The following is a 14,876-nucleotide window of genomic DNA, read 5'->3' on the forward strand; positions in this document are numbered from 1 at the left end:
CCTTGAAAAGAAGGACCGGGCTGCGCGCGAGGCGCCGCCGGTGGCATGAAAGGAATGGGGCGGAAGGGGCCGGTGCCCCCTGGCGAGCGCGGCGGTGCCGTGCGCAACGGCGCTGCGTGGCCGCGCCGGAAAAAGCCCATCGTAAAAAACGCCGGGCCAGACCGGGGTAGGACCATGCCGCACCTGCCCTGCGGCGCGCCGGGCCCGACGCTCAGAACATCTCCAACATGGGATGCAAGGCGCGGTGCGCCGCCAATGGCAGGGGCTTGCGTGCAAACACGGTAACGCGGCAAACCGCCCGGAAAGGCACTGGCCTCGCGGATAGAAGAGCCATCCCCGAAAAATCGGTGAACACGTTCCTTTCTAAGGTGCGGCCTTGGGCTCGAAGCGCACGACCAGCCCCTTGTCCGTCACCGTGATGCTGCTCGGCTGCATGCCCAGGCCATCCGGCACGGCCAGGTCCTGCGGCCGCAACTGGTGCAGCACCACCTCGCTCAGCGTCTGCTGGGCCAGCTGCGGGCCATAGATGTCGAGCATTTCCGCGGCCTGGGGCTGTAGCCCCTCCAGGCGCAGCGCGTTCACATGCAACTGGTGCGCGCGGATCGTGCGGTCCGACGGCTCGTAGCGCAGCGCGAAGTCCACATCGAACGCGCCGGCGTAGCGGCGCTGCAGCAACGGGCCCGAGGCGGTCACGTCCATGTCGGCGTTCAGCCGGTTCTGCTGCGGCAGCAGCCGCAGCCGGGGCGCCTGCACATCCAGGTTCATCAGGCCGCCCAGCGCATAGCGGCGCGGAAACTTCTCGGCCACGGCGCCCTGCATCTGCTCGGCGGAGATCGTGTAGCTCTGCGCCCGGGCCTGGTGCGCCACGGCGCAGGCCGCCAGGGCGATCGCGGCGCAGACGGCCCGGAAAACGCCACGGGGTGCTGCGGAGTGCTTGGAGTGCGCGGGGTGCGGAATCGAACGGAAAGCAACCATCGTGGCGGACACCCTCATGTGCGGAAAAGAAAAGACCGGCAACGGCAGTGACTGACCCCGGGCGGGCCGATCAGTTCCCGGGCGGCGGCGCAAGCGGGCGCCGGCCGGCCCCATGGCCCCGGCCCGCACGTCAGCCCCACCAGCGTTGCCACCAGGGCGACTGCGGGGCGGTGGCGGCCTCCGCAGCCCCGGCCAGCGGCGCCGGGGCGGAATGGACCTGCGCCGCGCTTGCAGCCTGCGCGCCGGCATGCAGGCGAAGGGCCTGCACCGCATCGTGGCAACGCCATGCGGCGCGCTCGCGGGCCAGGGCCAGGTGCTCCGCACAAAAATAGGCCAGACCGGGCGCCCGGCTTCCAGGCTCGGGCAGCGTGTGGTTGTCGTGGTCGGCAAAGGCGACCCAGTCGCCGTAGGCGCCCTCGGCCGCATCGTCCAGGGGCTGGCCGCAGATCGCGCAGGTGGCTGGGTTCATGGGTGCGGCTCCGGTGGTGTCATCGCCAAGGCACGGCAGGGCCGTGCGCGGGCTCGGCGGCGGCCCCCACGGCGGCGCACGCCTGGGAAGTCCGGCCATTTCGCCCGGTCGACGATTTTGCAGGGCAACCCCCGTGCGCGTGCGCCTGTTTTGTGAAGGTTTGTGAGCCCCGCCCCGCGCGCGCCCTTGCCGCTACCCGCCCGCCATGCGAAGCCGGCGCGCCGCATCCTCGGCCCGCGCATCGTCGATCTCGCGCATCACCGCCTGCAGGTCCACATCCGCATGGCGGCGCTCGTAGCGGCCGGTGAGCGGGGTCTCGTTCGTGAGCTGGCCGCTCTGGTACAGGGTCCAGATCTCGGGGCCGTATTCGGTGGCCCGCAACTCGGGCGCGAACTGGCCGAAGAAATCGCGCAGGTTGGCCACGTCGCGCAACAGCATGCGCGGCGCATGGTTGTTGCCCGCCGCATCCACGGCCTGGGGCAGGTCGATGATGACCGGGCCCTCGGCACCTTCGTCCGCACCGGCGCCAGGCAGGTGGGCGAGCAGGATGTTGAACTCGGACAAGTCCCCGTGCACCACGCCCGCGCACAGCATGCGCACCACCTCGGCGATCAGCGTGGCATGGTGCGCCCGGGCCTGCTCGGGCGTGAACGCCACGTCGTTCAGTCGCGGCGCCGCATCGCCGTGCTCGTCGGTCACCAGCTCCATGAGCAGCACGCCCTCGTGGAAGTTGAACGGCTGCGGCACCCGCACGCCGGCTGCCGCCAGGCGGTAGAGCGCATCGACCTCGGCGCTCTGCCACGCGGCCTCCTGCGCTTGCCGGCCGAACTTGCTGCCCTTGGCCATCGCACGGGCCGAGCGGGAGTTCTTGACCCGGCGGTTCTCGGTGTAGTCCACCGCCTGCCGGAAGCTGCGGTGCGTGGCCTCCTTGTAGATCTTGGCGCAGCGCGTTTCGTCGCCGCAGCGCACCACGTACACCATGGCTTCCTTGCCGCTCATGAGCTGGCGCACCACGGTGTCGATGAGGCCTTCCTCGATGAGGGACTGGAGTCTGGGGGGAGCTTTCATCGGGGCATTTTGCGCGCATGGGATGAATAGCTGCGAGCAAGCCTGAGCAGCTCACAGCATGCGTGCAGTGATGGCATCAGCACCACATACCTCCACATCTAGCGCAATACAGCCGCGTTAACGATTTTTCACGAAAACCATTTCACTTGCGCAGTACATTCCCTCCCCGATACGGGAGGATAAATGCTGAATGTGAATAACGAGGGAATTGTCATTGGCGATGCAAAGATCATTGCCCACAGGGCCATCGGCATCGAGCGTGGCCGAATGGACAAGGTGAACGGCATCATTGTTCATCAGACCAACACCGATAACGAACGCGCTGTGTTCAATAGTTATCGGCAACCCAAAGCAAATGGAGCCCACTTTCTGATCGCTAAAACAGGTGTGATCTACCAGACTGCCTCGCTGCTGTTTGCCACCAACCACGTCGGTCGTTTGAAAGCACGGTGCATCGTGGAAAAAAATTGCGCACCCTCTGAAGTAAAGCTACTCAGCAGTCAGGACTACGAGGGTATCCACAAGACAGAGAAATCAAAGGCAGTACCTGCACGATTCCCTTCGAATACAGACAGCATTGGAATCGAAATTGTGGGCCGCGCTGTGCTGCCTGCAAACAAACCGCTTCCTCTCGGGTTGCCGCAGGAAAAGAGAGAGCGGTTCATTAACGATCACTCCATCTACGAAACGCTGACCGGTGCACAGCAGATCGCACTGCAATACCTCGTCGATGAATTGACCCAGACGCTCGCGATCCCTAAAACAGAAATTCATCGACATCCGGATGTGAGCTACAAAAACACCACCGAAGCTTCGACAGCGGTATGGCGATGACCAAAATCACCTTGACGCTGTTACTGGGTTTGAGCGGAGCAACTGTGTCGTGGGCCACCATGCCTGTCCCCGCCTCTGCCTATGCGCCCCAAGCCATTGGCCGCATTGCCAACATTCAAATCACCAACGGCTCGGCCAAAAGCGTGCAAGGCGGAGATGCGAACTGCGAAAACCTTTCCATCGACACCCGCCGGGTGGCCTATTTTTGGCAGCATGCCGTCCTAAGCGCCCGGTACAACTACCTCCAGAGCCTGGACCAGGGCGACTGCCAGGCCGAAGCGCAACTGCAACTGCCGAACCGGAAAAAAGGCCGGCTGTCGCTGGACAACGCGACGGGCTGGGGTGTGCTGCAGATCCACCAGACCACGTACTACCTCTACTGCGAGGCTTGCGAAGGGCTCATGGGCGCAGACTTCACCTTTCCGTCCGTCAAGTGAACAGGCCTCCAGCCTCTGTGCATCTGCTGCACCGCGAGGCGGGCCGTGTCAGCCCCCGGCGCCGGCCCACACCGGATTGAGAAAACGCTCCAGCCGCTGGTGCGAAGCCTCCACGCGCTGCAATGCCGCATCGACAAGAGCAGGCGTCATCACGATGCGCTTGCCATCGGCCTCGAACGGCTTGCCGCGCGAGATCGGCACCAGCGAGGCGCGAAACGCCTTGTCCTTGGCCAGCACGTCGTCGGGCGCCAGGTTGCGCGCCTTCAGCATGGCCAGCCGGTCCTTCAGGGCCGCCTCGTAGCGCGGATTCACCACGGGCTTGCGCTGCTTCATGCTGGCTTGGTAGCTCAGTGCCGTCGCGCGCTCGTACTCGATCGAATTGCGCATGGCCGCGGCCAGACGGTCCTGCGCGGCCTCGGTGGCGGCGGCGTCGGAGACGTCCACGCCCGCCCAGAAGTCGCGGTGCACCTGCTCGGTGAGCACCGCGTCTTCCTTGAACATGGACATCAGCAGCGCCTGCCGCTTGGCGCTCAGCTCGGCCGCCCAGGGTGAGCTGGCCAGCAGGCAGGCGAGGACCAGCGCGAAGCCGGCGCGGAGCCATCGGTGGGACGGAAAATTCATGGGCATGCCTTCGTGGTCGGGTTCGTTGGTTGAAGAAACAAGGGGAGACACTGGACCCGGCAGAACGCCGGCCGGGCGGGTGCGGTCGGCCCGCCAGTATCGCCGTGGCGTGCCGCCCCCATGCCACAGGGCCCGGCCGTCGCCGGCCGCTGCGGGTCTTAGCATCACGCCCATGCCCCACGACCTGCCCCCGGCCCTGACCCTTGCCGACATCGACTTCACCGCCCCAGCGCACGAGGTGGCACGCCGGCTCATCGGCGTGACGCTGCTGGTCGACGGCGTGGGCGGCCGCATCGTGGAAACCGAGGCCTACGACCAGACCGACCCGGCCTCGCACACCTTCGGTGGTCCCACGGCCCGCAACGCGGCCATGTTCGGCCCGCCGGGCTGCGCCTACGTGTACCGCTCCTACGGCCTGCACTGGTGCGTCAACACCGTGTGCCGCGAAGCGGGCCATGGCGCCGGCGTGCTGCTGCGGGCCATCGAGCCCACCCACGGACTGGACACCCTGCGCGAACGGCGCGGCCTGCAGGACGCCCGGCTGCTGTGCGCCGGCCCTGGGCGACTGGCGCAGGCGCTGGGCATCGACGCACGCCTGGACGGCGAGTCCCTGCACCTGCCGCCGTTCGCGCTGCTGCAGCCTTCGCCGGGCCACCCGGCGCCCGACGTGATCGCCGGGCCGCGCATCGGTATCTCCAAGGCGGTGGACGTGCCCTGGCGGTTCGGGGAGAAGGGTTCACGGTTCTTGAGCCGGCCGTTCACGGCGGGGGTGAGAAACCAGGGCTGATCCGCCGGATGGCCCCAACAGGCCATCGCCAGGGCAAAAACCCGATTCGCAACAGGAACGACCGATGACCGTGAAAAGCGCCCTGCGAACCATCACCCTGCCATGGCTGGCGTGGGCTGCCCTGGCCCATTCGGAGCCAATGGGCCCATCGCCGCCACAGGGCTCGGCATCCGCATCGAAGGCCGCGGCAGCAACCGAACGGGATGAAGACAGCCGCCGAATGGAAGCCCGCGCCTACGCCATCGGCCCGGTGCGCCGCATCACGTTGTCCAGTGCGCGATTCTTCGATGCGGAAGGCAAGCCATGCACGGCCGAGCCGCCGCCGGCCCGCGTCACTGAGCGGTATGTGCGCAACTTCCTGCGGCAGGCCATCCCCATCTCGCAGGTGGCGGTGATGAACGATTACGGATCCTTCGGGGAATGCACCAGCGATCCCGTGGACGTGCAATTCAAGGACGGCCGGCAGGTGCGCCTTTCGTTCACGGCCGACAGCGGCGTGGGCTATCTGTCGCCGGTGGTCAAGGGCCGGGAGGAAGACGTTTACTTCTACTACTGCGAGGTTTGCAAGCGGTGAAGTGAAGGAGATGAAGCAGAGGGCCGTCTGGCTGTCAGAGTGCCAGAGCGCGCGGCCCAGCCCGCCGCGTCCTATCTACCCAGCTGTGCAGCTCCTGGTGCCTCAGCGCCCGGCGCCGGCGTCCGAAGGGCCTGCAACCGGCGGTGCGCCTCGCCGTCCATCTCCACCGGCAATTGGTGCTTGGCCTGCAGGTAGTGGTGGGTGAACACGTCGAGATAGGCCTCCAGTGTCTGCGCTGCGTGCGACTCGCCCGCCAGTTCAAGGCAGATCGCCGCCACCTCGGAGGTGCAGAAATGGTCGTCGCGCTGGGAACGGCGCAGCCGGTAGCGCGACAGCTGCTCGGGCTGCAGGCTGAGCACCGGCAGGTGGTTCAGGTAGGGGCTCTTCCTGAACATCTTGCGTGCCTCGGTCCAGGTGGCGTCCAGCAGCACGAACAGCGGGCGCCTGGGCTGCGGCGGCGTTACGCCCTGCGCTGGAATCTCGGTTGGCTCCACCCGGGTCACCACCCGCGAAGGCTCCGCAAACTCGCCAGGAAACACCACGTACGGCTGCCACTGCGGGTCGCGCAGCAGTGCCAGCAGGGCCGGGTCCACCACCGTGCGCGCCCAGCCGAAGGCGAAGGTGTCCGGCACGACATCGGCGATCAGCCAGCCCGTGTTGCTGGGCTTGAGCGGCTCGATGTCGGCCATGAGCAGGCACATGCCGGCCTGGGTGGCGACCTGCGGCCGCACGGCGCACAGGCAGTGGCTGGGCACCAGCCGGCAGCCGGGGCAGCGCTCGCCGCGCGGGCCGCCCCGGGCGAGGAACGGCTTGGAACTGCGCGCCAGGCGCTCGGTGCGCAAGCGGGAGACGGCGTGGGGAGCAAGGGAGTGGCCGGCCAGGCGGTCCACAGGATCGGTCAAGCCAGCTCTTCCAGCAAGGTGGCAACCGTGGCGATGAGGGCTGGCAACGAGTCCTGGGCCACGGTCCAGACCGTGTGCACCCGGATGGTGGCGTAGCCATGGATCAGTTGGTTGCGAAACGCCACGATCTGCGCCAGATCCGGTATGCGCGCAGCCAGTGCGGCGTCGGCCCTGGCCAATTGGCCGAGCGCCTCGCCGATGATCTCGAACTTGCGCTCCACGGCAGCCTGCGCCATTTCATTGGCGGCGTAAGCCTCGGCGTCCATGCCCTGAAGAAAATTCTGAATCGCCTTGGCCGCCGCCTGCACATCCCACAAAAAAGCGCGCGGATCACGCGGCAACATACACAGGCTCCCGATGGCGGTTGATGCTGGCCAGCACGTAGGGATTGAGCACCGCGCCCGGCTCGATCAAGTCCACCGGACGGCCGAGCAATTGCTCCAGCGCGGCTTTGGTGCCGAAAAACGAGTGCAGCCCGACCGGAGCGTTGTCGGCGAACTCCACCAGAAAATCCACATCGCTGGTGCCCGGATCGAAATCGTGCGCACGGGCTGCGGAGCCGAATACCTCCAGCCGGCGCACGCCGAAGCGTTGGCAGATGGCCGCGATGCGCGGCAGGTGTTGGGCGATGGCGGAATGCATGCGGGAGATTCTAGGGGCGCACCTGCTGCCCATCGGCCGACACTGCACGGCGCGCATGGCCCTGCCCATGACGAGGGCCCCACTCAACCGCCCACATGCTCCAGCTCGAACAGCGGCACCTCGGCCTGGCGGCTCAGCCACAGGCCGCCGCCCAGCTCCAGCGCGCTCTCCCGCAGCCCGCGCCGGTACAGCGTGGCGGAGTGCCGGAAGATGCGCGCATCGGTCAGGTCTTCGTCGATGATGTCGCGCTCGTAGTCCTCGCGGGACACGGCCTCGACATACAGCGCGCCACGGCTCAACTGGCCCAGGTTGCGCAGGGCGGCCTTCAGATCGGGCGGGCTCAGGTAGGGCAGCACGCCCTGGCAGATGACCAGGTCGAACGGCTCGCTGGCCTGGTAGTCCACCACCGAGCCCTGCTGCCACCCGTAGCGCTCGCACAGGTAGGGGCTGAACTCCACGCCCTGGTAGCTGGCCGCGGGAAAGTGCTGCGCCACGATGCCCTTCCACAGCCCGATGCCGCAGCCCACGTCCAGCACGCGCAGCACCGGCACCCGCAGGTACTTGAGGTAGCTGCACACGAAAGTGCCCAGGCGCTCCATGTGCTGCGGGTCCACCACGCTGGTCTTCTTGTCGTAGTAGAAGCGCTGGTAGTACGCCTCGTCGAAGGTGCTTGCGCTGGCTGATTTCAAAGAGGCGGTCCTTGCAGGGAAGTGGAAAAGAAGGGAGGGGCTGGGGGGGGCGAAGCCAAAACGGTGGCAGCGAGTATCCCGTATCGCCATGGCACGCGCGCCTGCCCCGGGCACGCCTACCGCCGTGCGCACCGCATGAAAGGCCGGCACCTTCCAGCGTCGGCGATACGGCATGGCACGGCACTGCACCACCCGATTCGAATGGACGCGACACAATGGTCCGGCATGAGCGCAGCCCCCCTCCTCCACGCCCCTATCCGCACCACTTGGTCCCGCCCCGTCCGACCACTGGATCGCCACCGCGCACGGCCGCCTGTTCGCGCGGCGCTGGGCCGCCGGGCCCGCGCCCTGCCCCGACGCATCCGCGCCGCCGCCCATCGTCCTCTTCCACGACTCGCTGGGCTGCGTGGACCTGTGGCGCGAGTTTCCTGCCGTGCTGTGCCGCGCGACGGGCCGCGGGGTGATCACGTACGACCGCCTGGGCTTCGGCCGCTCCGACGCGCGCACGGGCCTGCTGCCGCGGGACTTCGTGGAAGACGAGGCGCGCACCAGCCTGCCGGCCCTGCGCGCGCACTTCGGCATGCAACGCTTCGTGGCGCTGGGGCACAGCGTGGGCGGCGGCATGGCGGCCCATTGCGCGGCAACGCGGGGCACGCCGGCTGACGGCCCCGGCGGCGCGGCGGGCAGCGACTGCGACGCGCTCATCACCATCGCCGCGCAGGCCTGCGTGGAAGAGCGCACGCTGCAGGGCATCCGCGACGCGCGGGACCAGTTCAACCAACCCGGCGCCCTGGAGCGCCTGGCCCGCTACCACGGCGCCGACCAAGCGCGCTGGGTGTTGAACGCGTGGGTGGACACCTGGCTGCACCCGGGTTTTGCCGACTGGTCGCTCGCCGAGGCCATGGCGCGCGTCACCTGCCCCGTGCTGGCCCTGCATGGGGACCGCGACGAATACGGCTCCACGGAACAGCCCGAGTGCATCGCCCGCTGGGCCGCCGGGCCGGCGCGTGTGGACATCCTGCCCGGCGTGGCGCACGTGCCCCACCGCGAACAGCCCGACGCGGTGGCCCAGCGGATCGCGGGGTTCCTGGCCGGCCTGCCCGCGGGCCCGGCGGACGGCACCGGCCATCCACCGCAGCAACTGCCCTCAACGCCGGGCTGACGCCTGCCGCGCCGAAAGCCGTCCCGACCACAGCGAGCGCCTCACGCCTTGGGCGGCCGATGCAGTGCGCAGAGCTTGTTGCCGTCCGGATCGCGCAGATACGCCAGGTACAGCGCGCCGCTCGGGCCCTCGCGAAAGCCCGGCGGGTCTTCGCAGGTCGTGCCACCGTAGGCGACGCCCGCGTCGTGAAATGCCTGAGCCTGTTCCGGCGACTGCACGGTGAACCCGACGGTGCTGCCGTTGCCGTGGCAGGCCGGCTCGCCATTGATGGGCGTGGAGATCGCGAACGTGCCCGTGGGGCTGCGGTAGAAATAGCGGTTCTTGTGGGCGGACCCGTGGGCGATGCCCAACGTGCCGAGCACCGCGTCGTAGAACCGCTTGGACACTTCCAGATCGCTCACACCCAACATCACATGACTGAACATGGCTTTTGTCTCCGTGGCGCCCGTCGCCGGGCAAAAAAGGGATCGGACGATGGTAGCGGCCGCCTGCCCGCGCGCGGGTCGCCTGCGGGCGCTGCGCGCCGCCTTGGCGACATCCCGGAGGGGTTCGGGCCGGTGGGGGAAACCCTCCGGGTCCGCCCTGATAAACCAAGCATCAAAATGGCCACCAGCGCAATTAACACTAGGGCATATTGCTATCAAAAACAGATCATCACATTTTGACCCGACGCCAGCCGCTGCCAGCAACCCAGTCCCATCTCACCTCACCTCATCCCCATCCCCATCCCCATCCCCATCCACCCTGCCGCTCCTCCCGCCATGCCGCCCACCCACTTCACCCCCGTCCCGCTCGACAAGGCCTACCGCCTGCTCAACCACGGCCCGACCGTGCTCGTCTCCGCACACCACGCCGGCACCGACAACGTGATGGCCGCCGCCTGGGCCTGCGCGCTGGACTTCAGCCCGCCCAAGGTCACCGTGGTGATCGACAAGGCCACGCGCACGCGCGAGTTGGTGGAAGCCAGCGGCCAGTTCGCGCTGCAACTGCCCACCCAGGCCATGGCCGCCCTCACCGTGGGCGTGGGCACCGACAGCGCCAAGGCGCGGGCCGACAAGCTGCAGCACTACGGCGTGGAGTTGTTCCACGCGCCCGGCCACGACGCCACGCCCCTGGTGCAGGGCTGCGCCGCCTGGCTGGTGTGCCGCGTGGTGCCCGAGCCGCACAACCAGCAGGCGTACGACCTGTTCATCGCCGAGGTGGTCGCTGCCTGGGCGGACGATCGGGTGTTCCGGGAAGGGCACTGGCACTTCGACGAAGCGCAGGAAGGACTGCGCACGCTGCATTACGTGGCGGGTGGGCAGTTTTATGCGACGGGGGCGTCGGTGCGGGTGTGAGCGTGGTGTGGGAAGGCGCACATGGGGCACGGAAGGAGCGGATTCCTGCGCAGATCAAGGTGAATACGGTGGGAATTAGCTTCCAACTTCATTCATAAGCCATTGCCATCATTCAGTCTTCGGTTAAAAAAGCTAACACTGAAAGATGCCGACATGCCGGAACTGGGCCCTCCCGCCATGCCCCTCAGGCCCAGGACCCTCGCGCCGATGCATGGCTGGAGACTGCGGTGAATGCAGCCCTTATTCGCCGCACATTTTGCGGCGAATAAGGGCAATAATCACCGCATGTGGTCAGACAAAGCCCCCCGCCGCCGCACCTATCTCTGGCAACGCCCTGAATGGCCCCAGTGGCGATTTGACGCAGCCGGCTTGGCCGCACCCTTGGCGGAAGTGCACCGCGCCCAAGGCCATCTGGCCGGCCGCATGGCCGCCGTGGGCCTGGCCCAGCGGGACCAAGCCACCCTGCAGGCACTGACGCAAGAGGTCATCACCACCAGCGCCATAGAAGGCGAAGCACTCGACCAGGACGCCGTGCGGTCGTCCATCGCCCGGCGGCTGGGCGTGGACATCGGCGCCTTGGCCCCATCGGACCGCCATGTGGATGGCGTGGTGGACATGGTGCTGGACGCCACCCAGCACTTCGACCAACCGTTGACGCCCGACCGCCTGTTCGGCTGGCATGCCGCGCTGTTTCCTACCGGCTACAGCGGCCGGGTGCGCATTCAGGTGGGCGCGTGGCGAAACGACAGCGCTGGCCCCATGCAGGTCGTTTCCGGCCCCGTGGGCCGAGAGAAGGTGCACTACGAGGCACCGCCCGCGTCCACGTTGCCCGTGGAAATGGCCACCTTCCTGCAATGGTTCAACACCACCCCGACGGGCGATGCCCTGATCCACGCCGGGCTGGCGCATCTGTGGCTGGTGACGCTGCACCCCTTCGACGACGGCAACGGCCGCATCAGCCGCGCCGTGGGCGACATGGCCTTGGCGCGGGCCGAGGGGAGCGCGCAGCGCTTTTACAGCCTGAGCGCCCAGATCCAGCGGGAGCGCAAGGCGTATTACGACCAACTGGAAACCACCCAGCGCGGGCCGCTCGACGTCACGCCCTGGCTGGAATGGTTTCTGGGGTGCCTTCTGCGCTCGGTGCAAGGGGCCGATGCGTTGCTGGCGGGCGTGCTGGGCAAAGCCCAGTTCTGGCAGCGCTGGGCGGGCACGCCGATGAATGCGCGGCAGACGCTGGTGCTGAACCGGGTGCTGGATGGGATGGAGGGGAAGCTGACGAACGCCAAATGGGCTGCCATGGCCAAGTGCTCGTCGGATACGGCGTTGCGGGATATCAATGATCTGGTGGCCAGAGGGGTTCTGGCACGGGTAGAGGGTGGCGGTAGGAATACGGCCTATGTGCTGGTTTCAAGCAATTAATCGGGTTCGAGAGCAATAACTATCAAGTAATTGATTAAAGATTAGGCTCCGTATAGAAGACTCAGGTAACGCTGGACAGTCGGTATGTTCTTGCGCATCGAGCTTACGCACAGCGTTATTTTCCCTCATTCCAATGAAGATATTTTTCCAACTCACCATTGGGCGACCATATCTCGACAAGGCCGCCCAATCTTAGGCGATATTCCTTACCTGAGATTGTGGCTTTGTAATAGCAGGGGAACCAGTCGTAATCATGAACCTCGAAGCTCCAGAGTCCCTTGGCATCATTTAACTTGCTATTGAATTCAGCCACTGACATCTGGAACTCACTGCAAAACTGCGAGGAAATTTCATCCTGCTTCTGGTTTTCCACCACCTTTTCAATGCTTGCGGCGTCGAATGATCCTTCGAAAACAGTTGCGTAAACCGCCGCAAAAACCACGAGCACGGTCCCGATAGCCAACGCAACCCTAAACATTTTCTTATTAAAATTCAATTAGAGATGCCTCCGTAGGTTCCTTATAAGACACATTAGGATGCTTATAAACCTGCACTCTTTTTAAACTCAAATGAGTCAATAACATATCCACGAGCCACGTGGTCGCATTGTTTTGCGCAGCAGTTGGCGCCTCGTACACTCCATTTTCTGAGGCTCCACATACCTCTATCCCGATTGAATCCATATTAATTGGATACCGGAGTTGCGGTGGCTTTTGCATCTCCAATTTGTGGATAGCCATCCTCTTTTCGTCTCGATTTCCAGACCCAGCCATAATACTTTTCACAGCCTTATCGTAGTCCGGAGAGCAACTATGGGTCGTAGAACACATTGACCTAATCATTCCCACATGATGACATATGCGGTCTATCCTTGCCGTTTGATAGATCATGCCACCGGGGGCAATCAAGAAATGCGCACCTACATCTCTCCAATAATAAGCAAGTAAAGTAGGGAATGCACTTCTACTATTGGTCTGATGCAGAATAATTCCATTCACTTGCAACATCTCACCCTGCTCCAAGTTTGGATAGCGATAATTTAATATCCGAGAGCCATATACCATACCCTCCACAATTTTCATTATTTACTACCTCTTAGAAAAATTCCGATTTTTCGTCAAAATTATTTACCCCCCACACAACACAAGGGATCTTAGCATTCGCAGACCCAACAACATCGAAAATCTGGACCTTTAAGATAAGCAAGCTTAAAGTCAATTCAGTCAATTGAATCTTAAGGCGACCTCAAATACCTCATTTGCCCCCCAATTTCGACTGCAATTTCCCGACCAACTTTAAATTTCAGACGATATTCAAACATATGGCAATCAATGGATATTAAAGCAGATTTTTCTGCCTCGATTATTCCATATCTGAAATATGCATTCTTTCTCCAAGATATGCGACTCCCCATAGGGTTATAAACACTAACTGAAATATAAACAGCAGGTATGCAAAAAATACAAAAAATTTTGCCCATATCCAAAAATCTCTAGAAATTAGGCCCTTTACCAACTCCGCAGTGCCTTGCACAAAGATACCAGATACAGTCAACAAAAAACTGAGCACTGTCAAATAGGCAAACATGCTACACAGAAAAAGGCGTTTAGTAATTGGCTCATTTTTTAGAGTGCTGCCATTAAAATATATATGCATAGTGGGCGCTTCTCCCGGCATCACTCTATTTAAGCTTCTGGCTCCAAAAGTTGCAATTGCCGCGAGCGCTGCCATATAAAACCCCGGCAAACCTTGAACAAAAGGGGTAAATTTATTTAACATACCCGTCTCGCCAAAGAAATTAACATTTTTAAATGCCAAAACAAAACTATCGCGACAATAAAAGAAAATCCAATTGGCGCAACCCATATGACATTCCTAAAAATGCCTGAGCTGTGCTTAATAGTAAGGAAGGAAAAGGGTCTAAAAAATGCACGATAGTTTTTCATGGCGACTTATCTCATAGTGCAGCTAGAGCATCCATAATCTCCTGACTCAGTTTGCTCTGTGTTTCCGGATGATCGCTAGCCAAGTGAATCCGATCACTTCGAGTGAACGCTTTTTCTAGCTCCGAAGCATTAACTGTTTTCACCTTTTTCTCTTTACGCCGAAAATCAGCACCTAATTTTCCTTCTTTTTTCCTGGATTCATAGGTCTCTTCTGACTCGTCTTCTTCATAAGTTATTCTCAATTGAGAAACGTCAAGTTTATGAGTGCTATTTTTGACCGCAGCCAAGACTTCCCGAATTCCGGCAATAGTAACAGGAATATCACCCTCAATAGTGAAAGTCCTTTTAGAGATATGAATATCAGTCCCATCAAAACTAAAGTCACTTGGATCAACTAAATCAAGTTGGACTACGCTTTGTTTATCTAAGATATCTTGCAAGAGTTCACTTGGCTCAGCGCCAATGCTGAATTTATAATCCACATAATATTCTCTTTTTTGTCCCCTTGCATCTTCTGAATTTGTAGGCCAATTGCGCTTTCTGTGGCTTTTTAGCTTGGGGACATTTTTATTCTTATCAAATATATTTTGCAAAATGCTTTTTGCTTTATGCGCACTAATTCCGGCGCCAGTAGTGATTTTCACACGGGCTAAATTGGAACTTCCTCGCGGTTCAACCATAATATGAGCAGATTGCTCCCTTGATTCGTCATCATCTTTTTCCGGTCTTCTCCGTTTACCAGTGCTAGTTTTATAGAAACCTATTTCCGGCAGATCAGGATTTACCTTGTTAAGCAACATGAAAAGATTGCCATCAACATAACCAAAATCCACCAATTCTACCGCCGATGCCTTTGCACCAAACAACTCCTCTTTTTTTAGAAAATTTTGCAGCACGGCCAAAACGGATGCGAAATCCGCCTGAGTCGGTTCGATTTTTACATGGTCTGCAGGCAAAGTATTCACCCCCATTTCATAAAAATGAACACTTCTAGTTTTCTTCTTCAAGCTAAAC

20 protein-coding genes are annotated in these 14,876 nt (G+C 62.2%); 7 read left to right on the top strand and 13 right to left on the bottom strand.

Features of this window, described 5'->3' with window-relative positions:
- Positions 1-363 precede the first annotated feature (363 nt).
- The 3 genes from AVMA1855_RS02130 to AVMA1855_RS02140 all read right to left on the bottom strand — a co-directional run bounded on the left by AVMA1855_RS02130 (position 364) and on the right by AVMA1855_RS02140 (position 2,512).
- Positions 364-975, bottom strand: coding sequence for a DUF1439 domain-containing protein (locus AVMA1855_RS02130; protein WP_284424407.1), 612 nt, complete (start codon positions 973-975; stop codon positions 364-366).
- A gap of 130 nt (positions 976-1,105) precedes the next feature.
- A complete protein-coding gene (locus AVMA1855_RS02135) occupies positions 1,106-1,444 on the bottom strand; it encodes a hypothetical protein (protein WP_284424408.1) in 339 nt (112 codons plus the stop codon).
- Positions 1,445-1,636: 192 nt separating this feature from the next.
- A complete protein-coding gene (locus AVMA1855_RS02140; protein ID WP_284424409.1) occupies positions 1,637-2,512 on the bottom strand; it encodes a PA4780 family RIO1-like protein kinase in 876 nt (291 codons plus the stop codon).
- 183 nt (positions 2,513-2,695) lie between these two features.
- Here AVMA1855_RS02140 and AVMA1855_RS02145 point away from each other — a divergent pair, with 183 nt between their 5' ends.
- Together AVMA1855_RS02145 and AVMA1855_RS02150 are read left to right on the top strand one after the other, a co-directional pair.
- Complete coding sequence (locus AVMA1855_RS02145) at positions 2,696-3,346, top strand: peptidoglycan recognition protein family protein (RefSeq protein ID WP_284424410.1); 651 nt, start codon at positions 2,696-2,698, stop codon at positions 3,344-3,346.
- Entirely contained in the window at positions 3,343-3,783 is a 441-nt protein-coding gene (locus AVMA1855_RS02150) for a hypothetical protein (protein ID WP_284424411.1), read from the top strand. Before AVMA1855_RS02145 ends, AVMA1855_RS02150 begins: the two co-directional genes overlap by 4 nt.
- A 48-nt stretch (positions 3,784-3,831) precedes the next feature.
- On the opposite strand, the gene AVMA1855_RS02155 is transcribed toward AVMA1855_RS02150, so the two are convergent.
- Entirely contained in the window at positions 3,832-4,404 is a 573-nt protein-coding gene (locus AVMA1855_RS02155) for a hypothetical protein (protein WP_284424412.1), read from the bottom strand.
- A gap of 172 nt (positions 4,405-4,576) precedes the next feature.
- Here AVMA1855_RS02155 and AVMA1855_RS02160 point away from each other — a divergent pair, with 172 nt between their 5' ends.
- Both AVMA1855_RS02160 and AVMA1855_RS02165 read left to right on the top strand, forming a co-directional pair.
- A complete protein-coding gene (locus AVMA1855_RS02160; RefSeq protein WP_284406436.1) occupies positions 4,577-5,191 on the top strand; it encodes a DNA-3-methyladenine glycosylase in 615 nt (204 codons plus the stop codon).
- A gap of 64 nt (positions 5,192-5,255) precedes the next feature.
- Entirely contained in the window at positions 5,256-5,765 is a 510-nt protein-coding gene (locus AVMA1855_RS02165) for a hypothetical protein (protein WP_284424413.1), read from the top strand.
- Positions 5,766-5,836: 71 nt separating this feature from the next.
- On the opposite strand, the gene AVMA1855_RS02170 is transcribed toward AVMA1855_RS02165, so the two are convergent.
- The 4 genes from AVMA1855_RS02170 to AVMA1855_RS02185 all read right to left on the bottom strand — a co-directional run bounded on the left by AVMA1855_RS02170 (position 5,837) and on the right by AVMA1855_RS02185 (position 7,998).
- On the bottom strand, positions 5,837-6,667 hold the full coding sequence (locus tag AVMA1855_RS02170) for a tRNA-uridine aminocarboxypropyltransferase (protein ID WP_284424414.1): 831 nt from the start codon (positions 6,665-6,667) through the stop codon (positions 5,837-5,839).
- The gene (locus tag AVMA1855_RS02175; RefSeq protein WP_272566656.1) at positions 6,664-7,011 is read right to left on the bottom strand and encodes a HepT-like ribonuclease domain-containing protein; all 348 of its coding nucleotides are present in this window, start codon (positions 7,009-7,011) and stop codon (positions 6,664-6,666) included. The genes AVMA1855_RS02170 and AVMA1855_RS02175 overlap by 4 nt, the downstream gene beginning before the upstream one ends.
- On the bottom strand, positions 6,998-7,309 hold the full coding sequence (locus AVMA1855_RS02180) for a nucleotidyltransferase family protein (RefSeq protein WP_284424415.1): 312 nt from the start codon (positions 7,307-7,309) through the stop codon (positions 6,998-7,000). The genes AVMA1855_RS02175 and AVMA1855_RS02180 overlap by 14 nt, the downstream gene beginning before the upstream one ends.
- An 83-nt stretch (positions 7,310-7,392) precedes the next feature.
- Positions 7,393-7,998, bottom strand: coding sequence for a class I SAM-dependent methyltransferase (locus AVMA1855_RS02185; RefSeq protein ID WP_284424416.1), 606 nt, complete (start codon positions 7,996-7,998; stop codon positions 7,393-7,395).
- 313 nt (positions 7,999-8,311) lie between these two features.
- Here AVMA1855_RS02185 and AVMA1855_RS02190 point away from each other — a divergent pair, with 313 nt between their 5' ends.
- Positions 8,312-9,160, top strand: a complete 849-nt coding sequence (locus AVMA1855_RS02190; protein ID WP_502870252.1) for an alpha/beta fold hydrolase — start codon at positions 8,312-8,314, stop codon at positions 9,158-9,160.
- 41 nt (positions 9,161-9,201) lie between these two features.
- On the opposite strand, the gene AVMA1855_RS02195 is transcribed toward AVMA1855_RS02190, so the two are convergent.
- Entirely contained in the window at positions 9,202-9,585 is a 384-nt protein-coding gene (locus tag AVMA1855_RS02195; RefSeq protein WP_284424417.1) for a VOC family protein, read from the bottom strand.
- Positions 9,586-9,921: 336 nt separating this feature from the next.
- Here AVMA1855_RS02195 and AVMA1855_RS02200 point away from each other — a divergent pair, with 336 nt between their 5' ends.
- The gene (locus AVMA1855_RS02200) at positions 9,922-10,497 is read left to right on the top strand and encodes a flavin reductase family protein (RefSeq protein ID WP_284424418.1); all 576 of its coding nucleotides are present in this window, start codon (positions 9,922-9,924) and stop codon (positions 10,495-10,497) included.
- A gap of 285 nt (positions 10,498-10,782) precedes the next feature.
- Complete coding sequence (locus tag AVMA1855_RS02205) at positions 10,783-11,916, top strand: Fic family protein (RefSeq protein WP_284424419.1); 1,134 nt, start codon at positions 10,783-10,785, stop codon at positions 11,914-11,916.
- A gap of 115 nt (positions 11,917-12,031) precedes the next feature.
- On the opposite strand, the gene AVMA1855_RS02210 is transcribed toward AVMA1855_RS02205, so the two are convergent.
- The 4 genes from AVMA1855_RS02210 to AVMA1855_RS02220 all read right to left on the bottom strand — a co-directional run bounded on the left by AVMA1855_RS02210 (position 12,032) and on the right by AVMA1855_RS02220 (position 14,869).
- Positions 12,032-12,412 carry a hypothetical protein gene (locus AVMA1855_RS02210; protein ID WP_284424420.1) on the bottom strand — a complete coding sequence of 127 codons (381 nt, stop codon included), beginning with the start codon at positions 12,410-12,412 and terminating at the stop codon, positions 12,032-12,034.
- Complete coding sequence (locus AVMA1855_RS26585; protein ID WP_349817083.1) at positions 12,402-12,998, bottom strand: peptidoglycan recognition protein family protein; 597 nt, start codon at positions 12,996-12,998, stop codon at positions 12,402-12,404. The genes AVMA1855_RS02210 and AVMA1855_RS26585 overlap by 11 nt, the downstream gene beginning before the upstream one ends.
- A 280-nt stretch (positions 12,999-13,278) precedes the next feature.
- Complete coding sequence (locus AVMA1855_RS02215) at positions 13,279-13,782, bottom strand: hypothetical protein (RefSeq protein WP_284424421.1); 504 nt, start codon at positions 13,780-13,782, stop codon at positions 13,279-13,281.
- A gap of 91 nt (positions 13,783-13,873) precedes the next feature.
- The gene (locus AVMA1855_RS02220) at positions 13,874-14,869 is read right to left on the bottom strand and encodes a hypothetical protein (protein ID WP_284424422.1); all 996 of its coding nucleotides are present in this window, start codon (positions 14,867-14,869) and stop codon (positions 13,874-13,876) included.
- Positions 14,870-14,876: the final 7 nt, after the last annotated feature.

The organism is Acidovorax sp. SUPP1855, assembly GCF_030158955.1.
In the GTDB taxonomy this organism is placed as follows: domain Bacteria; phylum Pseudomonadota; class Gammaproteobacteria; order Burkholderiales; family Burkholderiaceae_C; genus Paracidovorax.

What these genes read in the sequence shown, in the direction of transcription:
- AVMA1855_RS02200 (WP_284424418.1), top strand. Translation starts at nt 9,922, where the DNA reads ATGCCGCCCACCCACTTCACCCCCGTCCCGCTCGACAAGGCCTACCGC.
- AVMA1855_RS02165 (WP_284424413.1), top strand. Translation starts at nt 5,256, where the DNA reads ATGACCGTGAAAAGCGCCCTGCGAACCATCACCCTGCCATGGCTGGCG.
- AVMA1855_RS02215 (WP_284424421.1), bottom strand. Translation starts at nt 13,782, where the DNA reads ATGGGTTGCGCCAATTGGATTTTCTTTTATTGTCGCGATAGTTTTGTT.
- AVMA1855_RS02205 (WP_284424419.1), top strand. Translation starts at nt 10,783, where the DNA reads ATGTGGTCAGACAAAGCCCCCCGCCGCCGCACCTATCTCTGGCAACGC.
- AVMA1855_RS02195 (WP_284424417.1), bottom strand. Translation starts at nt 9,585, where the DNA reads ATGTTCAGTCATGTGATGTTGGGTGTGAGCGATCTGGAAGTGTCCAAG.
- AVMA1855_RS02175 (WP_272566656.1), bottom strand. Translation starts at nt 7,011, where the DNA reads ATGTTGCCGCGTGATCCGCGCGCTTTTTTGTGGGATGTGCAGGCGGCG.
- AVMA1855_RS02130 (WP_284424407.1), bottom strand. Translation starts at nt 975, where the DNA reads ATGGTTGCTTTCCGTTCGATTCCGCACCCCGCGCACTCCAAGCACTCC.
- AVMA1855_RS02140 (WP_284424409.1), bottom strand. Translation starts at nt 2,512, where the DNA reads ATGAAAGCTCCCCCCAGACTCCAGTCCCTCATCGAGGAAGGCCTCATC.
- AVMA1855_RS02155 (WP_284424412.1), bottom strand. Translation starts at nt 4,404, where the DNA reads ATGAATTTTCCGTCCCACCGATGGCTCCGCGCCGGCTTCGCGCTGGTC.
- AVMA1855_RS02145 (WP_284424410.1), top strand. Translation starts at nt 2,696, where the DNA reads ATGCTGAATGTGAATAACGAGGGAATTGTCATTGGCGATGCAAAGATC.
- AVMA1855_RS02135 (WP_284424408.1), bottom strand. Translation starts at nt 1,444, where the DNA reads ATGAACCCAGCCACCTGCGCGATCTGCGGCCAGCCCCTGGACGATGCG.
- AVMA1855_RS02150 (WP_284424411.1), top strand. Translation starts at nt 3,343, where the DNA reads ATGACCAAAATCACCTTGACGCTGTTACTGGGTTTGAGCGGAGCAACT.
- AVMA1855_RS02180 (WP_284424415.1), bottom strand. Translation starts at nt 7,309, where the DNA reads ATGCATTCCGCCATCGCCCAACACCTGCCGCGCATCGCGGCCATCTGC.
- AVMA1855_RS02160 (WP_284406436.1), top strand. Translation starts at nt 4,577, where the DNA reads ATGCCCCACGACCTGCCCCCGGCCCTGACCCTTGCCGACATCGACTTC.
- AVMA1855_RS26585 (WP_349817083.1), bottom strand. Translation starts at nt 12,998, where the DNA reads ATGAAAATTGTGGAGGGTATGGTATATGGCTCTCGGATATTAAATTAT.